Annotated in this window: 16 protein-coding genes; 14 read left to right on the top strand and 2 right to left on the bottom strand. The window is 36.8% G+C overall.

The features are described 5' to 3' along the window. Positions 1-69 precede the first annotated feature (69 nt). Complete coding sequence (locus tag B9J78_01995; protein ID MBA2123701.1) at positions 70-297, bottom strand: YgiT-type zinc finger domain-containing protein; 228 nt, start codon at positions 295-297, stop codon at positions 70-72. A gap of 390 nt (positions 298-687) precedes the next feature. Between B9J78_01995 and B9J78_01990 the strand changes: the two genes are divergently transcribed. From B9J78_01990 to B9J78_01955, 8 genes are all read left to right on the top strand, one after another. Beyond that, positions 688-2,406 carry a cell division protein FtsH gene (locus tag B9J78_01990; protein ID MBA2123700.1) on the top strand — a complete coding sequence of 573 codons (1,719 nt, stop codon included), beginning with the start codon at positions 688-690 and terminating at the stop codon, positions 2,404-2,406. 106 nt (positions 2,407-2,512) lie between these two features. After that, positions 2,513-3,376: a dihydropteroate synthase gene (locus tag B9J78_01985; protein MBA2123699.1), complete on the top strand. Its 864-nt coding sequence runs from the start codon at positions 2,513-2,515 to the stop codon at positions 3,374-3,376. A 1-nt stretch (position 3,377) separates the two neighbouring features. Further along, entirely contained in the window at positions 3,378-4,001 is a 624-nt protein-coding gene (locus tag B9J78_01980) for a V-type ATP synthase subunit D (protein ID MBA2123698.1), read from the top strand. Between the two features lie 82 nt (positions 4,002-4,083). Next, positions 4,084-4,503, top strand: coding sequence for a hypothetical protein (locus B9J78_01975; protein ID MBA2123697.1), 420 nt, complete (start codon positions 4,084-4,086; stop codon positions 4,501-4,503). A 1-nt stretch (position 4,504) separates the two neighbouring features. Beyond that, a complete protein-coding gene (locus tag B9J78_01970) occupies positions 4,505-5,392 on the top strand; it encodes a hypothetical protein (protein ID MBA2123696.1) in 888 nt (295 codons plus the stop codon). A 33-nt stretch (positions 5,393-5,425) separates the two neighbouring features. Beyond that, positions 5,426-6,703 carry a hypothetical protein gene (locus B9J78_01965; protein ID MBA2123695.1) on the top strand — a complete coding sequence of 426 codons (1,278 nt, stop codon included), beginning with the start codon at positions 5,426-5,428 and terminating at the stop codon, positions 6,701-6,703. Next, positions 6,700-7,698 carry a hypothetical protein gene (locus B9J78_01960; GenBank protein MBA2123694.1) on the top strand — a complete coding sequence of 333 codons (999 nt, stop codon included), beginning with the start codon at positions 6,700-6,702 and terminating at the stop codon, positions 7,696-7,698. Before B9J78_01965 ends, B9J78_01960 begins: the two co-directional genes overlap by 4 nt. A 41-nt stretch (positions 7,699-7,739) precedes the next feature. Continuing rightward, positions 7,740-9,002, top strand: a complete 1,263-nt coding sequence (locus tag B9J78_01955; GenBank protein ID MBA2123693.1) for a 3-phosphoshikimate 1-carboxyvinyltransferase — start codon at positions 7,740-7,742, stop codon at positions 9,000-9,002. Positions 9,003-9,021: 19 nt separating this feature from the next. Here B9J78_01955 and B9J78_01950 read toward each other — a convergent pair whose 3' ends face one another. Next, entirely contained in the window at positions 9,022-10,212 is a 1,191-nt protein-coding gene (locus tag B9J78_01950) for a hypothetical protein (GenBank protein ID MBA2123692.1), read from the bottom strand. Between the two features lie 138 nt (positions 10,213-10,350). Between B9J78_01950 and B9J78_01945 the strand changes: the two genes are divergently transcribed. The 6 genes from B9J78_01945 to B9J78_01920 all read left to right on the top strand — a co-directional run bounded on the left by B9J78_01945 (position 10,351) and on the right by B9J78_01920 (position 16,821). Next, positions 10,351-11,490: an 8-amino-7-oxononanoate synthase gene (locus tag B9J78_01945; GenBank protein MBA2123691.1), complete on the top strand. Its 1,140-nt coding sequence runs from the start codon at positions 10,351-10,353 to the stop codon at positions 11,488-11,490. Positions 11,491-11,659: 169 nt separating this feature from the next. Further along, positions 11,660-12,088 (top strand): division/cell wall cluster transcriptional repressor MraZ, encoded by a 429-nt coding sequence (locus B9J78_01940; GenBank protein ID MBA2123690.1) that lies wholly within the window; start codon positions 11,660-11,662, stop codon positions 12,086-12,088. Between the two features lie 15 nt (positions 12,089-12,103). Further along, entirely contained in the window at positions 12,104-13,000 is an 897-nt protein-coding gene (locus tag B9J78_01935; GenBank protein MBA2123689.1) for a 16S rRNA (cytosine(1402)-N(4))-methyltransferase, read from the top strand. Between the two features lie 2 nt (positions 13,001-13,002). Continuing rightward, positions 13,003-13,359, top strand: a complete 357-nt coding sequence (locus B9J78_01930) for a hypothetical protein (GenBank protein MBA2123688.1) — start codon at positions 13,003-13,005, stop codon at positions 13,357-13,359. 197 nt (positions 13,360-13,556) lie between these two features. Then, the gene (locus tag B9J78_01925; protein ID MBA2123687.1) at positions 13,557-15,281 is read left to right on the top strand and encodes a hypothetical protein; all 1,725 of its coding nucleotides are present in this window, start codon (positions 13,557-13,559) and stop codon (positions 15,279-15,281) included. A gap of 94 nt (positions 15,282-15,375) precedes the next feature. Beyond that, complete coding sequence (locus B9J78_01920) at positions 15,376-16,821, top strand: UDP-N-acetylmuramoyl-L-alanyl-D-glutamate--2,6-diaminopimelate ligase (GenBank protein ID MBA2123686.1); 1,446 nt, start codon at positions 15,376-15,378, stop codon at positions 16,819-16,821. The last annotated feature ends 147 nt before the right edge of the window (positions 16,822-16,968 follow it).

Genomic DNA, 16,968 nt, shown 5'->3' with positions numbered 1-16,968 from the left:
CAATTCTTAATCTAAATAATTTGGAGCGTCGCAAAACCTGGTGTTATGTGAAATGCACGATTATTTTCTTTAAGCAAAATTGATAACAGAAACCGAACGCTTAACTGCAAAACTCTTTTTGTGCAACTTAATATGTTCAATTTCATGCAGTGTTTCGGCCTCAAGATAACTTTCTCCGCAGTGCAGACAAATTACAATAGGAACATTTTCTATTACAAAAATGTCCCTACCCTTGCCATATGTCCTGGCAACTCTGCGGATATGCACATCTTGTTTTCCACAATTATCACAAATCATTTCTATTCCTCTTACGATAGAAATATTATGGTGCATATACTGTAATTTTTTTTATTTATGTCCTGGCTTCAAGATGTGGTTACAAGTTGAGACTCCAGAACCTCCTTATTTTCTTCCTCTATTATAACAGAATCACAGGCAAAAGTCAAATTTCGTCCCGCCAGAAATTGGGAAGCGGGAAGTCACATCTTGAATTTAATATAATTTATAGTATAATAAGCAAGGAAATTTTAAAAGACGGAGGAGATAGTGGACAATATAAAAAAGGATAATAAAAGAGAACGTCAACAAAAACAAAAGTTTAATCCTATATTTATTGTGTGGATTATTGTATTGATTACACTGGGATGGCTTTTTATAACAAATCTAAACCGGGAAACAATCCAGAATATGTCTGACGGAGAACTTTACAGGCTACTTAAAACATCGCCCCTTGGTATCCATGCTATTGAAAAAGAAGCAGATATACTCCATGTACAGATGAGCGATGAAAAGAAATACCGTGTAATAATACCGGAAACAGACACACAAATGGTAGAACTTATAAGAGAAAGCGGTGTTGATTTTACAAATAGACAACCAAGAAGGGCATTGCAACAGTTCTTACTTTTTTTTGGACCTACTATTCTTTTTATATTTATAATCTGGCTTTTATTCTTTCGTGGGGCAGTGCAAGGGGGGGCAAAGATATTTTCATTCGGTAGAAGTGGCGCAAGAATGGTTGCACAGGCGCAAAATCCCATTACATTTAAGGATGTTGCGGGTGTTGACGAGGCAAAGGAAGAGATGCAGGAGATAATAGAATTTTTAAAAGACCCGAAAAAATTTCAGAAACTCGGTGGGCGGATACCCAAAGGTGTTCTTCTTATGGGAGCTCCTGGGACAGGTAAAACACTTCTTGCAAAGGCTGTCGCAGGAGAAGCAGGTGTGCCATTTTTTAGTATATCAGGTTCTGATTTTGTAGAAATGTTTGTAGGCGTGGGAGCATCAAGGGTAAGAGACCTTTTTGAACAGGCAAAAAGAGCTACAAAAACAATTGGTAAGGGCTGTATAGTATTTATAGATGAAATAGATGCAGTTGGAAGACAGAGGTTTGCAGGACTTGGCGGAGGACACGATGAAAGAGAACAGACACTTAATGCACTCCTTGTTGAGATGGATGGGTTTGACACACAGGAAGGCATCATATGTGTTGCTGCTACAAACAGGCCTGATGTTCTTGACCCTGCTCTTTTAAGAAGAGGAAGGTTTGATAGACAGATTGTTATAAACAGACCAGATATTCTCGGAAGAGAGGCTATCTTAAATGTTCATATAAAGAAAGTAAAACCTGCAAAGGATATTGATATAAAATCCATTGCAAGACAAACATCAGGTTTTTCTGGGGCAGACCTTGCAAATCTTGTAAACGAGGCTGCACTTCTTGCAGCAAGAAAGGGTAAAGAAGACATTACCATACTTGAATTTCAAGCCGCCATAGAGAGGGTTATTGCGGGGCCTGAAAAGAAAAGCAGAATAATAAGTCCACATGAAAGACAGTTGGTTGCATACCATGAATCAGGACATGCACTTCTTGCACTTTTAATACCAGGTTCAGAACCTCTTCATAAGGTTTCTATGATACCGAGGGGGCTTGCACTTGGATATACTATGAGGCTTCCCACAGAAGATAGATATATAATAAGCAAGAATGAGCTTTTAGGAAGGGTTGTGGGATTGCTTGGCGGAAGGACGTCTGAAGAACTGATATTTAATGAAATAACAACAGGAGCGGCAAATGACCTTGATATTGCGACAGAGATTGTAAGACATATGGTGTGTGAATATGGGATGGCAGAAGGGCTTGGTCTTGTTACGCTTGGCAAAGGGCAGCACCAGGTATTTCTTGGAAGAGACCTGTTAGAGGAAAGAAATTATTCTGAAAAAACCGCTCAGGTTATTGATGAAGAAATTCATCGTTTATTAAATACCGCATATACCAGGGCAAAACAGGTGCTATCTGAAAATTTAGATAAACTTAAGATCCTTGCCACAACATTGATGGAAAAAGAGGTTCTTGAGATGAAAGAGGTGGAGGAATTGCTTGGCCTAAAGATAGTGAAGGTATAAGAACCTGGCAAGCGGTGACAGGTGACAGGCGACTGGTGCCCTTGCGCTCTGGCATTTTGGTGAACGGAAAACGGTGAACGGAATACGGGGCGATGGAATTTTGGTTATGGAAAGAAAGATATTTTGTTGGGACTGCAATGGGAAAAAAATTGTGCTTGGTAAAAAAACCCTGATTATGGGTATATTAAATGTTACACCTGATTCTTTTTCAGGAGATGGAATATATAAAAATCTTACTCTGGCAGTTGAAACAGGAATAAAACTTGTTGAAGAAGGGGCAGATATAATAGATACAGGGGGTCAATCAACAAGACCCGGTTCGGTATGGATAAGCAAAGAGGAGGAATATCAAAGAACCATTCCGGTTATAAGAACACTTTCAAAAAAAATAAAGGTTCCTATTTCGGTTGATACAACAAGGTCTTCTATTGCAGAAGCTGCTGTTGATGCAGGTGCGGGCATTATCAACAATATAAGAGGATTATCTGAGGGACAAGAAATAGCAAAAATTGCAGCAAAACAAAATATTCCCATTGTTATTATGCACATCAAAGGAACACCTAAAACAATGCAAAAAAATCCTCATTATAAAGACCTTTTGAAAGAAATTATAAACAGGCTTAAAAAACAAATAGACATTGGCTTAAAACAGGGCTTAAAAAAAACTCAAATAGCAGTTGACCCTGGCATAGGATTTGGAAAAACACCGGAACACAATCTTGAAATTCTTCGCAAACTGGACATTCTACATACACTCGGGTGTCCTGTGCTTATAGGAACATCAAGGAAATCTTTCATAGGAAAGATACTGAATAATAGACTTGCGGATGAAAGAATTTTTGGCACCGCCGCCACTGTTGCTCTTGCTATTTTAAAAGCGGCACATATTGTAAGGGTGCACGATGTTGCACAGATGAGGGATGTGTGCAGGGTTTCTGATGCAATATGTTTTCCTATGTTGAGGGGTTAATATGAAACTTACTGTAAATCCCAATAGAATGGAACTTTTAAGGATAAAGAAAAGAACTATTCTTGCAAAAAAAGGACATAAACTTCTCAAAGACAAACAAGAAGAACTGATGAAAATGTTTATCCTTACCATAAAAGCCGCAAAAAAATTAAGGATAGAACTTGATGCGCAATTAAAAGAGGCACAATTTGCCTTTTTATTGGCAAGGTCCAAAATGACACAAGAGGAATTGCACAGTGCCCTTGCATTCCCAAAGGGGAGCATAACTGTTGATGTCTCGGTTCAAAATGTATTAAATATAAAAGTGCCTGTTTTTAAGATTTCAGGCAGGATAGACCCTTATTCCTATGGTTTTGCACATACAGGAGTTTATCTTGATAAGGCAGTAGGACTTGTTTGTGGTTTGTGGTCAAGTATGATAAAACTTGCAGAAATAGAAACAAAGGTTGAACTTCTTGCAAAAGAGATAGAAAAAACAAGAAGAAGGGTAAATGCATTAGAATATGTGCTGATTCCTTCTCTTCTGGAGACAACCAGAGGCATTACCATTAAACTTTCAGAGGATGAAAGGTCAAATCTTACAAGGCTTATGAGAGTAAAAGAAATAATAGAAAGCAGATACTAAAGACCGGAGACTGGTGCACTGGTGACTGGTGCACTGGTGCTCTGGTGACTGGTGCTCTGGTAACTGGCTCCAAGGAGGAATTATGGAAAAAAATAAGGATTTTAAAATTATAGAAAAAAGGGTTGATGAATCCTGGAAAGAAGGTGTAGAAAAGGAAAAGTCCAGGGATGAGGCAAAACAGGAAGCGTCAAAAACCTTTACTTCTGAAGAACCTCAACAACAAAGACAGAGCAAACCTCAGCCTGAATTTGAAGAACAGAGTGCAAATCTTTTCGGTATGCTTATAAGCAGTCTTGCAACACAGGCACTGGTGTTTATGGGTGAGATGCCTGTTGATGAGGCTGGAAACAGGGTAAGAGATGTTGAAAGAGCAAAACAGACGGTTGACATGCTCGGGATGATAAAAGAAAAAACAGAGGGCAATCTTTCTCCTCAGGAGGCAAAAGCAATAGAAGATGTTCTTTATGAATTAAGGATGAAGTTTGTAGGTGTGTTTAAGTAGGATGGAAATTTTTATTGAAAGATATTTAAGATATCTTGAGGTTGAAAGAAATGCATCTGTGAACACACTGAAGGCCTATTCAAATGACCTGAAAAATTTTAAGACATATATAGCGGATAAACCCTTAAAAGAAATAGACTATCTTACCATCAGGGCATTTCTTTCAATACTAAAAGAGAAGTACAATAAAAGCAGTATAAGAAGAAAGATAGCCTGTTTAAGGTCTTTTTTCAGGTTTATGTGCAGGGAAGGGCATCTATCTTCCAACCCTGCGGCTGCGGTGAGCCTTCCTCGGAAAGAAAAAAGACTTCCCATTGTACTTGATGAAGCAGAGATTATAAAACTTCTTGAAGCCCCACCTGAAGATGATGTATCTGGAATCCGTGATAGAGCGGTTCTTGAAACATTGTACAGCACCGGTATAAGGGTAAGCGAACTTGTCGGATTAGATAAAGATGATATTGATTTTATCGGAGGAAGTATTGTTGTATTCGGAAAAGGGAAAAAACAAAGGCTCGTTCCTATTGGAGACAGAGCACTTTCTTATATAAAGACCTACCTTGAGAAAAAAGACAGATACTTAAATAAATTGGGAGTAAAAAATATCAACCAGAAAGCAGTATTTTTAAATCATAAAGGCGGACGTCTTTTAGACCGCTCTATAAGAAGAATTGTTGAAAAATATATAACTATTGCAGGCACAAGGCATAATATTTCACCACACACACTAAGACATTCGTTTGCAACTCATATGCTTGACAGAGGAGCGGACTTAAGGGCTGTTCAGGAATTGCTCGGTCATCAGAGCCTTTCAACAACGCAAATATATACACACCTTACACCGCAGAGATTAAAATTGGTTTATGAAAAAACGCATCCGAGAGCATAAAGACAAAGAAGACAATCAGAGGGTATACAATAGTTGACAAAAAATATGCAGATTATAATAGATGTGGCATATTTTTTATTTTTTATTTTTTCACTACCCTTTTTTATATTTAAGTCAATAACACAGGGGAAATATAAAAAAGGCATTCTATCTCGTTTTGGTTTTTATCCCACACGTTTGTCTAAATATTCAAAACAATCTCCTGTGATATGGCTCCATTCTGTAAGTGTCGGAGAGGCAATATCAGCCCAGAAATTTATTAAATCCTTAAAAGAGAGACTTACTTCTTACAAATGGGTGTTTTCAACTGTCACTGATACAGCACAGGAGGTGGTCCAACACAACTGGGGCAATTTCTCAGAGGTTATCTATTTCCCGCTTGATTTTAGTTTCAGCGTAAAAAGAGCAATAGACGCCATAAATCCGTCTCTTGTTATTGTTATGGAAACCGAAATCTGGCCCAATCTTCTTATCAGTCTTTCAAAAAGAAAAATACCTGTTTTTTTTGTCAACGGAAGAATATCTGACCGTTCTTATAAAAAATATAGAATTATAAAACCTGTTTTAAAAAATGTTTTTAAAAGTGTATCAGGATTTTTTATGCAGACAGACGAAGATGCAAGAAGAATTATTGGTATAGGAGCAGACCCAGAAGATGTTTTTGTAACAGGCAACATTAAATTTGACAGTGTAGATGAGATGTGTTTTTCAAGCAAAACAGGGTATTACAAAGAATTATTTGTATTGACACATCCTTTGATTGTTGCAGGAAGCACACACAGGGGTGAAGAAGAAATAATACTAAAAGCATTTAAGTACATCAAAGAGGGATTTCTTATTCTGGCTCCAAGACATCTTGAAAGACTTAAAGAGGTTGAGGATATTATCACAAGATATGGATATAATCCGTTAAGGTTGAGTAATTTTAAAAAACAAACTGACTTAAAGCATAGTATCATCTTGCTTGATACGATGGGCGAATTAAGATTTCTGTACGGTGCGGCTGATATTGCAATTGTAGGGGGAAGTTTTGTACCAAAGGGAGGACACAATATACTTGAGCCTGCATCTTTTGGGATACCTGTATTGTTCGGGAAGTACACATTTAATTTTAAAGAATCCGTATCAATAATGTTGAATTCAGGTGCCGCGATACAAATAAATAATAAAACCGAATTAAAAACAGTGATAGAAAAACTGCTGAAAGACAAACAGTATGCGGAACAAATAGGAGAAAAGGGAAAAGAGCTTATATTAAAGAATAAGGGTTCTTCCGATAAAATAGCAGATATGATAAAGAAACTTTTATGAATATATTTTCAGGCACCACAACTGATGTTATTTATCAGATAATATATATTTTTATTCTGATGGGATTCGGGGTTATATTTTCAAGATATATCCAGGCTTCTTCTAAAAAGGAAACCTATCTGTTATGCAGGGAGAGTGGTGTCTTAACACTAACCACACTTTTGATGCGGATTGCTTTTCCTTGTCTTATCTTTACAGTGATGCTTGAAAGGTACAGTGTTGATTTGATTTCAAAAAACTGGATGCTTCCTGTGCTCGGCTTTCTGATGCCTCTTGTCGGATATATAATCGGGAAAATATTTTTAGTTTTCTTCAACACAAATATAAATAAACAAAGGGCATTTCTTTTTAATTGTTCTATAAATAATTACTTTTTCTTTCCGCTTCCTATTGTTATGTCTACTTGCGGACAGGAAGGAGTGGTTCTACTTGCGCTTATGACAATCGGCTCAGAGACTGCCTTGTGGACATTAGGAACCATAAGCATTACAGGCGCCAGGATGGATAAACATAGTCTGAAACATCTTTTAAGCCCGACACTTATTGTGCTTTTTCTATCAATTATTATTGCTCATTTTACAAGAGAGTTGCATTTCTGGAATTACCGTTTTACAAAGATAGCCATAGAAAGTATAAAAAATACAGGAGCCTGCGCCATACCACTTGCAATGATTATAGCAGGAATAAACATAGGTAGATTAAAACCAAAGTATGTATTTAATGACAAATGGATAATATTTATAACATTGATGAGGCTTATTATAATACCATTTATATTGCTGACGGTCCTTAAATTTTTTGTATATAGAAATATTCTTCAAACAACAGGCTATACAGTTGCATCAATAGTTTCTGTTATGCCTGTTGCAATTGCAGGTGCGATTTTTGTTGAACACTATGGAGGAGATAAAGAATTCATTGGCGCAAGTATGCTGGTAACAACACTTTTTATGCTGATAACCACACCACTTTTACTTATCTATGCAGGGATATAAGGAGGCTCGGATTGGAAAATATACTTGTAAATCCCGCAAAAATGATTAAAGGAAGCATTGAAATTCCGGGTGATAAATCAATATCCCAGAGGGCAATAATAACAGGAAGTATCTCACAAGGGAAAACCTGTATTAAGGGCTTTCTTGAAGGCGATGATTGTATTTTTGCAATAAAATGTTTTGAACAGATGGGTGTAAGATTTGAAAAACGGGGCTCTGATATTATTGTGCAGGGTGTGGAAATGTACGGACTTAAAAAACCTTCAAAGGAATTATATTTTGGGAATTCCGGAACATCTATCAGGATTATAATGGGTATTCTTGCGCCACAGGATTTTGAGTCTACACTTACAGGTGACAGGTCCCTTTCATCAAGGCCTATGGGAAGGGTTGTAGAGCCTTTAAGGCTTATGGGTGCTGATATTGCCGGCTCTGGCGGTGGAAATTTTGCCCCGATAATAATAAAAGGAAAAAGGCTTCGTTCAATAACATACAGAACAAGTGTTGCAAGTGCCCAAGTGAAATCTGCTATACTTCTTGCAGGACTTTATGCAGACAGGACAACAACTGTAATAGAACCTTTGAAGTCAAGAGACCACACTGAAAGGATGCTTTCCTATTTTGGGGCCGATGTCCATGTTGAAGATTTAAGCATTTCAATAAAACCGATAGATAGACTTATTGCCCGAGAAATTAATGTTCCGGGGGACATATCAAGCGCAGCGTTTTTTTTATGTGCAGGGGCTATTTTAGAAGGAAGTGAAATTTATATAAGCAATGTGGGATTGAATCCAACAAGGACTGGTGTAATAGACATACTAAAAAGAATGGGGGTTGATATAGAAGAAGAGATTAAGGAACAGGGTTATGAACCTAAGGGTGATATTATCTGTAAGGGCGTAAAAAACATAAAGCCTTTTATTATAAATCCCGATGAAGTTCCTTCTGTTATAGATGAACTTCCTATACTTATGGTCTGTGCAGGTTTTGCTGATGGTATATCTGTTATAAAGGGTGCATCTGAATTGAGAGTAAAAGAAGCGGACAGAATTTATTCCATGCAAGAAGGACTAGAACATCTCGGGATTAAGATGGATATAAAAGGCAATGATATATATATACAGGGAATAAAAACAGGCAGGAGTTGCAAAGTCAAAAGTTTTGGTGACCACAGAACTGCTATGTCAATGATGGTAGGAGCCTTAAGAGCAGATGGTCCTGTTGTTGTTGAAGATACAGCCTGCATTAGAAAATCATTTCCAGGTTTTGAAAAACTTTTACAGCAGGTTGTTGTAGAGAAATAGGTTCCTCCTTCTATAGTTTTTAATGACCCGCCGAATTTCCTGCAACAAATCCAGAAGACCATGCCCACTGCAGGTTATATCCTCCTGTATCTGCATCTACATCCAGTATCTCTCCACAAAAAAATAAATTTGGTATTATCTTAGACTGCATTATATCGGCTCTGACCTCTGATACATCCACTCCACCACAGGTCGTTTGCGCTTCTCTAAATGGTCTTAGCCCTTTTATTTTAATTTCAAAATTTTTTAAGTTTTTTATAAGTCTTTTCATATCACTATTCTTAATCTTTTCACAGGGTAAATCAGAAGCAATACCTGATACAAAGATAAGAAACCTCCCGAGTCTATCAGGTAGAAAGCCGATAAATAAATCCGATGCTTTTCTATTTTTAAGAAGCAAAATCCTTTTTTTCAGTTTCTTTTCAATATCATTTTCATAAGGCAGAAAGTCAATATTTATATTTGAATTTCTGCTCACAAACCTGCTTGAAAAAAGTGCAGCAGGACCCGATATCCCATATTTTGTCCAAAGGATTTCATCCGTTATTTTAAGTCCGCATTCAGGAATTGTTAGCGTAACATCAAGCCTTATTCCCTGTAGAGTATGAGGCCAGCTTCCTTCGGTTTCTATTGGAACAAGTCCGGGTTTTAATAGGCTTACTCTGTGTCCAAGTGATTGTGCAATCTGATATCCTGTATCAGTATTGGAGGATTGTTCATATGCTTTTCCGCCGCAACTTATTATTACCCTGTTACAGGTATGAGAACATCCTCTTTGAAATATTTTAAATCCGTTTTTTACAGGTTTTATTCCTATTATTTCGCAACCTGTATTTTCTATTACACCAAGTTCTTTGATTTTTTGTTTAAGGCAAAAAACAACAGAAGATGCCTGATTTGATTTTGGGAAAAACCTTCCTTTTTCATCACAATAAGAATCAATACCTATTGAATTAAAAAAATCAACGGATGCCTTATTATCAAATGCATCAAGGGCCGGCTTTATAAAATTTTTATCCCTACAATGAAAGTGTGATAAACGTAAGTCTTTGTTTGTAAAATTACATCTACCGTTTCCTGTTACAAGAATTTTCTTTCCTAAATCCTGTTTTTTCTCCCATAGAATGACTTTTGAATTGCTTTTTGCAGCAAATATTGAAGCAATCATTCCGGATGCTCCGCCACCTATAATAGATATAGTCTTTTCCATAACGGGTTGTTCAGGCTGTAGACTGTTAGGCTGCAGGTTTTTTCTATAGCCTTGTAGTTTATTTTAAAAGTCTATCTTCTTATCAGTCTATCTACCTAAACAGTCGCATATGTTATAATATACCATAATTAAAAACATATGAAAAAAATAGAAATGTTTTTAGAAGAAAGAAAAGAAAGGGGACTTTTAAGGGAGTTGAGACCCTTTTCTTTTAAGATACAGGGGAAGATATATACAGACGAAAGGGTTTTTATAGATTTTTCCTCAAATGATTATTTGGGTCTGTCTTCACATCCCTATCTTATTGAAAAAGTCAGAGAAGCTGTTGCAATGTTCGGCACCTGTTCTTCTGCATCAAGACTTTTAGGTGGAGATTTTCAGATTCATCACAGACTAGAGGAAAGGGTTGCCAGGTTCAAGGGCAAAGAGTCCGCCGTTGTGTTTAATACAGGATATCAGGCAAACATAGGGATTTTAAGTTCTTTGTTATCAACACAGGATGTTGTTTTTGCCGACAAGGCCTGTCATGCAAGTATTATTGACGGGATTATACTTTCGGGTTCAAAACTGTTCAGGTTCAGACATAATGATACGAACCACCTTGAAAGTCTTCTTAAACAAAAAAGAAAACAGTATAAGACCTCAATGATAATTACTGAAACCATATTTAGTATGGATGGGGACAGGGCAGATTTGAAAAATATTGTCGGTCTGAAAAACAGATATGATTCTTATCTTATGGTTGATGAAGCCCATTCAACAGGTATATATGGCAGAAACGGTTCCGGTATGATTGAAGAAGAAGGGCTTTGTTCTGATGTAGAGTTAATAATGGGAACTTTCAGCAAGGCACTGGCTGGTTATGGCGGGTATCTTGCAACATCAAAAAAGATAGCCAGTTACATTATAAACACATCCAGAAGTTTTATATATTCAACCGCTCTTCCTCCCTTTATATCTGCCTGCAATCTTGCGGGACTGGATTTAATAGAAAAAGAACCTGAAAGAAGAAAAACCGTACTTGAATTATCCGATTTTTTAAGAGAGTCTTTAAAAACAAAAGGTTATAAAATTATCGGAAATTCACAGATTGTTCCTTTGATTACAGGTGATAATACTAATACACAAAAAACAGCATCATTGCTTCTGGAAAATGGATTCTGGGTTTTCTCAGTAAGGCCTCCCACTGTGCCTGAAGGCACATCCAGAATAAGATTTTCAATAACATACCATCATAAAAAACAAGATCTGCAAAAAATAATCTCTCTCATCAATTAAACTCAACAGCACTCCCTACAACAAGCATCATGTCCTATCCAAAACAGACAGTCTTTTTTGCCTTTTTATCTTGTCCTTTTTATTGAAAAAAAAATTTCAAAAAAAATACTTGACAGGGTTTATTTTATATGGTAGATTTGTGGTGGAAAGTGGTGGAAAGTGGTGGATAGTGTTTTACGGCGAATACAATTATAAGATAGATAACAAAGGACGGCTGTTTGTTCCTTCAAAATTTAAACGTGTTTTGCAGGAAGAGGTATCTTCAAAATTTTTTATAACAAGAGGGCTTGAAGGATGTCTTATGGGATTTGCAGAATCAGGGTGGAGAAAAGAAGAGGAAAGGTTAAAGTCAATGCCATTTCAAAGAAAGGATGCAAGAAGGTTTCAGAGGTTATTCTTTAGTGGGGTATCTGAAACAGAAATGGATTCTCAGGGAAGGATATTGATACCTGATTATTTGAAAAAATATGCAGAACTTAAAAATGATGCAAAGATTATAGGGGTTTCACATTATTTTGAAATCTGGGATCCTAAAAAGTGGGAAGTGTTTAAAAAAGAATCGGAAGATAGTTTTGAAGAGATTGCAGAAAGATTATAAAAGACACAGACTAATATGGTCCATATTCCTGTCCTGTTAAAAGAGGTTCTGGATTACCTTAAGCCCAGGAACGGTTTTTTTATGCTTGATTGCACTGTTGGTGCCGGTGGGCATTCAAAAGAAATTCTTCAAAGGATAATGCCTGACGGGATACTGATAGGCATTGATAAGGATGAAGATATTTTACGCATTGCCGGACAAAATCTTAAAGAGTTTGAGGGGCATTTTTTTCTTTTTAAAAAGGACTTTGTAGGTATTGATTCTATATTAGATACGCTTCATAGTTTGCCTTTGACAGGAAAGATAAAAAGTTTTGACGGAATGCTTTTTGATTTGGGAGTTTCATCTTTTCAAATTGACAGTGCCCGGAGAGGATTTAGTTTTTCCGTGGACGGTCCTCTTGATATGAGGATGGATAAAGAGCAGGATTTGTCTGCATATACAATTGTGAATAGATGGACAAAAGATGAAATTGCAGATGTTTTATTCAATTACGGCGGCGAGAGATTTTCAAGGAAGGTTGCTTCCGGGATTATTGAGAAGAGAAAAAAACATCCGATAAAAACGACTTTTGAGTTATCAAATATTATTCTTAGTGTGATTAAAAAAAGGGGAAAGATACATCCTGCGACAAGAACATTTCAGGCACTCAGGATTGCCGTAAATGAAGAACTCAGCACACTTGAAAAATCTCTTCCCAAGGCAATTCAAGTCCTGGCAAGATGCGGAAGGATCTGTGTCATATCTTTTCATTCATTAGAGGACAGAATTGTTAAACGGACTTTCAAAAAATATGAAAAACAGGGAATTATAAATATCTTAACTACAAAACCCATAAGACCGTCTCTTGAAGAAACAAGGGTAAATCCCAGAGCAAGAAGCTCAATATTAAGAGCGGCAGAAAAGAGGTGATTATGAAAAAGGGAAGGCTTTTGTTTTTTGTTTTGTTTATCACCTGTGTTTCTCTTATTTATGTCCATCAAAGAACACAGATTATTGTTAATGGTTACAGGGAGAAAAAAATATTACAGGAAAACATAATTCTTTCTAACGAAAGGAGACATCTTGATTATATAAAAGAAACAATGCGGTCTCCAATTGTTCTGTCAAACATTTTAGGGAAGGATAAGGAAAATTATGTTTTAAGTGACAATACCAATACTTTTTACATACCTGTAAGTTCTACACGGCAAATGGCGGAAGAAAAAACAATATTTAACAAGGTATATAGTTTTATATTTCCACAAACACAAGCACAAGATAGAAGATAAGGGAATGAACCCTGCCTTTCCAAAAAAGAGCAGGGGAAGGACTATATGCAAGATGAAAATGAGCACCTGGTTTTCTCTTTGACATTTATCATTTAACATCGGGGATTATAGCAAAATTAGACCGCTCAATTCATTTTGCCAATAACCCTTTAAGCCTTTCAGCAGATAGGCTCGCCTGCGCGAAGAAGAAAGCAGATATGTATAACCAACAGCATAAATCAAGATCTATTATTGTATTTTTTTCTTGCATCTTTATATTTTTTATATTGGGTGTCAGAATATTTTATCTGCAAGTATTTCAAAATAAATTTTATAAAAATCTTGCTGCATCTCAGCATACTTCTAGAGTACGCGTTGAACCCCACAGAGGAGATATTCTTGACCGCAGAGGCAGGAAGATTGCAACCTCAATTCTTACCACATCCGTGTATGTTCATCCTAAAAAAATATCAGATGTAAAAAAAGTATCCCGCATTCTTTCAGAAAAATTAGATATAAAAGAGGATGTGTTAAAATCAAGAATCACATCGGACAAAAATTTTGTTTGGATTAAAAGAAAAACAGATACACAAACAGGGGATTCTATAAGGGCGTTGAAAATTGAAGGGCTTGGTGTGCGTGAAGAAAGAAAAAGGGTATATCCTACTTCTGAACTTTTTAGTATTGTTGGATACTCTGATATTGATAACAAAGGCATTGAGGGGTTAGAAAAACACTGGGATAGCCTTCTTTCTGGGAGCAGGGGTTTTGAATATTATTCTGTTGATGCAAGAGGAAGAAGATTTAAGGCTCTTCCTGATAAAAATATTGATGTTAAAAACGGTTTGGAAGTGGTTTTATCGCTTGATGCAATATATCAGAATATAGCATATGAAGCCTTAAAAAAGGCTGTGCTACAGACAGGCGCTAAAAGAGGATTTATTATAACGGGTTTTCCAAAAACAGGTGAAATTATAACATTTGTTCGTTACCCATCATTTGATCCAAATACTCCCTTTTCATTATCTGCGGAATCAAAAAGAAATTTTCCTGTAACAGATATCTTTGAGCCTGGTTCTTCATTTAAAGTTGTAACAGCATCGGCTGCAATAGAAGAGGAAATAGTTGAACTACAGGATAGGTTTTATTGTGAACAGGGAATTTACAACATCGGAAGGTTTAGACTTCGCGACCACAAACCTTTTGGTTGGTTGACATTTAAAGAAGTAATTGAACAATCTTCAAACATAGGGACAGCAAAAATTGCTATGATGCTGGGTCCTGATAAACTATATAAATATATAGATGGTTTTGGATTTGGGAAAAAAACAGGCATTGATATGCCGGGTGAGGTAAGGGGTCTTATAAGACCTGTTTCTAAATGGAGTAAAACATCAGAATGGTGTATACCTATGGGGCAGGAAGTAGGTGTTACGGGTATACAGTTATATAGTATGATATCTACTATTGCAAATGGCGGATACTGGGTTCAACCCTACATTACAGATTATTTTCAGTCTAATGACGGTGGTGTTCGGTGGATGCCTAAAAGATTGCCCGCCAGGAGAGTTATATCAGAACGGACAGCAGGTCTAATGGAGGAGATACTTACAGGGGTTGTTGAAAGAGGGACTGGTTTTCGTGCAAAAATACCCGGGGTTTTGGTGGCCGGAAAAACAGGAACAGCACAGAAGATAGGTGCTGACGGTAGATATTCTGCTGATAAATTTATTGCGTCATTTGTCGGATATGTAAAAACAGACGATATATCTATAGCCGGGGTTGTTGTCATTGATGAACCACAAACCTCGCCCTTCGGCAGTGTTGTTGCAGCCCCTGTATTTAAAGAGGTTTGCCAGAAAATTTTAGCCTACATGGTGGACGAATCCTTACAAGAAACATCTACAACAATAGCACAATTGCGTTCTCGTGCCTTGCGGTAGATTTGCCTGTTGTGCAACTTAGGAGCCCTGTCTTGTTGGGACCTTTATCTTAAAAGACAGGCAGAGACAAGGCAGGATTAGATAAGGAGAATGTATGGAACTGCAAAATCTTTTGAAAAATATAAGTGTTATATTCAAAAATTGCAACAGCAGTATAGATATTAAAGGCATAGTAAGTGATTCAAGACTTGTAAGGGAAGGGTATTGTTTTGTTGCAGTAAAGGGTGTCCATACCGATGGGCACAGGTTTATAAAAGATGCTGTGCACAGGGGTGCAGTTGTTGTAGTGTGTGAGGAAAAAGTTAATAACGGTGTTTCTTATGTTCAGGTTAAGGACAGTCATAAATCGTTGATAAGTATTTTAAAGACATTTTATTTTAATCCCTCAGAATCTTTAAGGGTAATAGGTGTAACAGGAACAAACGGGAAAACAACAACAACATATCTTTTAGAATCAGTTCTTAAGACGCAGGGATTTTCTGTTGGTGTGATAGGTACCATAAGTTATAGGTTTAAAGGCCGTTCAATTCCCGCAACAAATACTACGCCCGGTCCTGTTGAATTACAGGCGCTCCTTGCTTCAATCAGGGACCAAGATTGCAAGTATTGTTGTATGGAGGTTTCTTCTCATTCTCTTGACCAGGGGCGTGTGGATGGTATAAACTTTAGGTGTGCGGTATTTACAAATCTTACACCGGAACATCTTGATTATCATAAGGATATGAATTCTTATTTAGATGCCGAGTCGAAACTATTTGAAATGCTTTCAAATAATTCATATGCGGTTTTAAATATTGATGACAACAGTTTTAATATTCTGTCACAAAGAACAAAGGTAAGTATCATGACATATGGATTTGGGAACAATGCACAGATATATCCTGTGGATATAAAAATTTTAAAAAGTGGTATGTATGGAAGTATAAACACACCTGTGGGGTTGTTAAGAATTGAATCTAATATCATTGGCAGATACAATGTTTATAATATAATGGGTTGCATAGGGGCTGCAATATGTGAAGGTGTTAAAAAAGAAAACATAGAAGAGGGCATAAAAGCATTAAAAGGAATTCCGGGAAGAATGGAACCAGTAGAAAATAATAAAGGCATAATGATATATGTTGACTATGCGCACACAGATGATGCTTTGAAAAATGTGCTTCAAACATTAAAGGATATAAAAAAAGATGGAAGAATTATTGTTGTATTTGGTGCCGGCGGAGATAGAGACAAGACCAAAAGACCGAAGATGGGCAAGACTGCAGGTGAAGGCGCAGATTATGTAATCATTACAAGTGATAATCCGAGGACAGAGAATGCTCTGGACATATGTAAGGATATTGAAGCAGGGCTCAATCACAGCGTAGATTATAATATTATTGTAGACAGAAAAGAGGCAATAAGAACTGCAATACAAAACGCAAAACAGGGAGATATTGTTCTTATAGCGGGCAAAGGGCATGAAACCTATCAGACACTTAAAGATACAGTAGTCCCTTTTGATGACAGGGAAGAGGCGGGAAATATAGTCAATAAGTAATATCTTTAAGTATGGTTATAGTTTAATTTAATATTTAGGCGTCAAGGCATTAAGGGATCGAGGTATCAAGGGTAAAACATCAAGATTAAATCGTAGTAGAATCCTTGAAACCCTAAAACCCTGAAACCCTGAAACCTTAACCTGTTA

Source organism: bacterium Unc6 (assembly GCA_013626165.1).
Lineage (GTDB): Bacteria > Omnitrophota > Gorgyraeia > Velesiimonadales > Velesiimonadaceae > Velesiimonas > Velesiimonas alkalicola.
Note: the sequence above shows the minus strand (reverse complement) of the source record. Positions and strands in the feature narration are given on the sequence as shown.

Bases quoted from the DNA above. Each gene is read 5' to 3' on its own strand.
- B9J78_01995 (MBA2123701.1), bottom strand. From the start codon at position 297: ATGATTTGTGATAATTGTGGAAAACAAGATGTGCATATCCGCAGAGTT.
- B9J78_01990 (MBA2123700.1), top strand. From the start codon at position 688: ATGTCTGACGGAGAACTTTACAGGCTACTTAAAACATCGCCCCTTGGT.
- B9J78_01985 (MBA2123699.1), top strand. From the start codon at position 2,513: ATGGAAAGAAAGATATTTTGTTGGGACTGCAATGGGAAAAAAATTGTG.
- B9J78_01980 (MBA2123698.1), top strand. From the start codon at position 3,378: ATGAAACTTACTGTAAATCCCAATAGAATGGAACTTTTAAGGATAAAG.
- B9J78_01975 (MBA2123697.1), top strand. From the start codon at position 4,084: ATGGAAAAAAATAAGGATTTTAAAATTATAGAAAAAAGGGTTGATGAA.
- B9J78_01970 (MBA2123696.1), top strand. From the start codon at position 4,505: ATGGAAATTTTTATTGAAAGATATTTAAGATATCTTGAGGTTGAAAGA.
- B9J78_01960 (MBA2123694.1), top strand. From the start codon at position 6,700: ATGAATATATTTTCAGGCACCACAACTGATGTTATTTATCAGATAATA.
- B9J78_01955 (MBA2123693.1), top strand. From the start codon at position 7,740: ATGATTAAAGGAAGCATTGAAATTCCGGGTGATAAATCAATATCCCAG.
- B9J78_01950 (MBA2123692.1), bottom strand. From the start codon at position 10,212: ATGGAAAAGACTATATCTATTATAGGTGGCGGAGCATCCGGAATGATT.
- B9J78_01945 (MBA2123691.1), top strand. From the start codon at position 10,351: ATGAAAAAAATAGAAATGTTTTTAGAAGAAAGAAAAGAAAGGGGACTT.
- B9J78_01935 (MBA2123689.1), top strand. From the start codon at position 12,104: ATGGTCCATATTCCTGTCCTGTTAAAAGAGGTTCTGGATTACCTTAAG.
- B9J78_01930 (MBA2123688.1), top strand. From the start codon at position 13,003: ATGAAAAAGGGAAGGCTTTTGTTTTTTGTTTTGTTTATCACCTGTGTT.
- B9J78_01925 (MBA2123687.1), top strand. From the start codon at position 13,557: ATGTATAACCAACAGCATAAATCAAGATCTATTATTGTATTTTTTTCT.
- B9J78_01920 (MBA2123686.1), top strand. From the start codon at position 15,376: ATGGAACTGCAAAATCTTTTGAAAAATATAAGTGTTATATTCAAAAAT.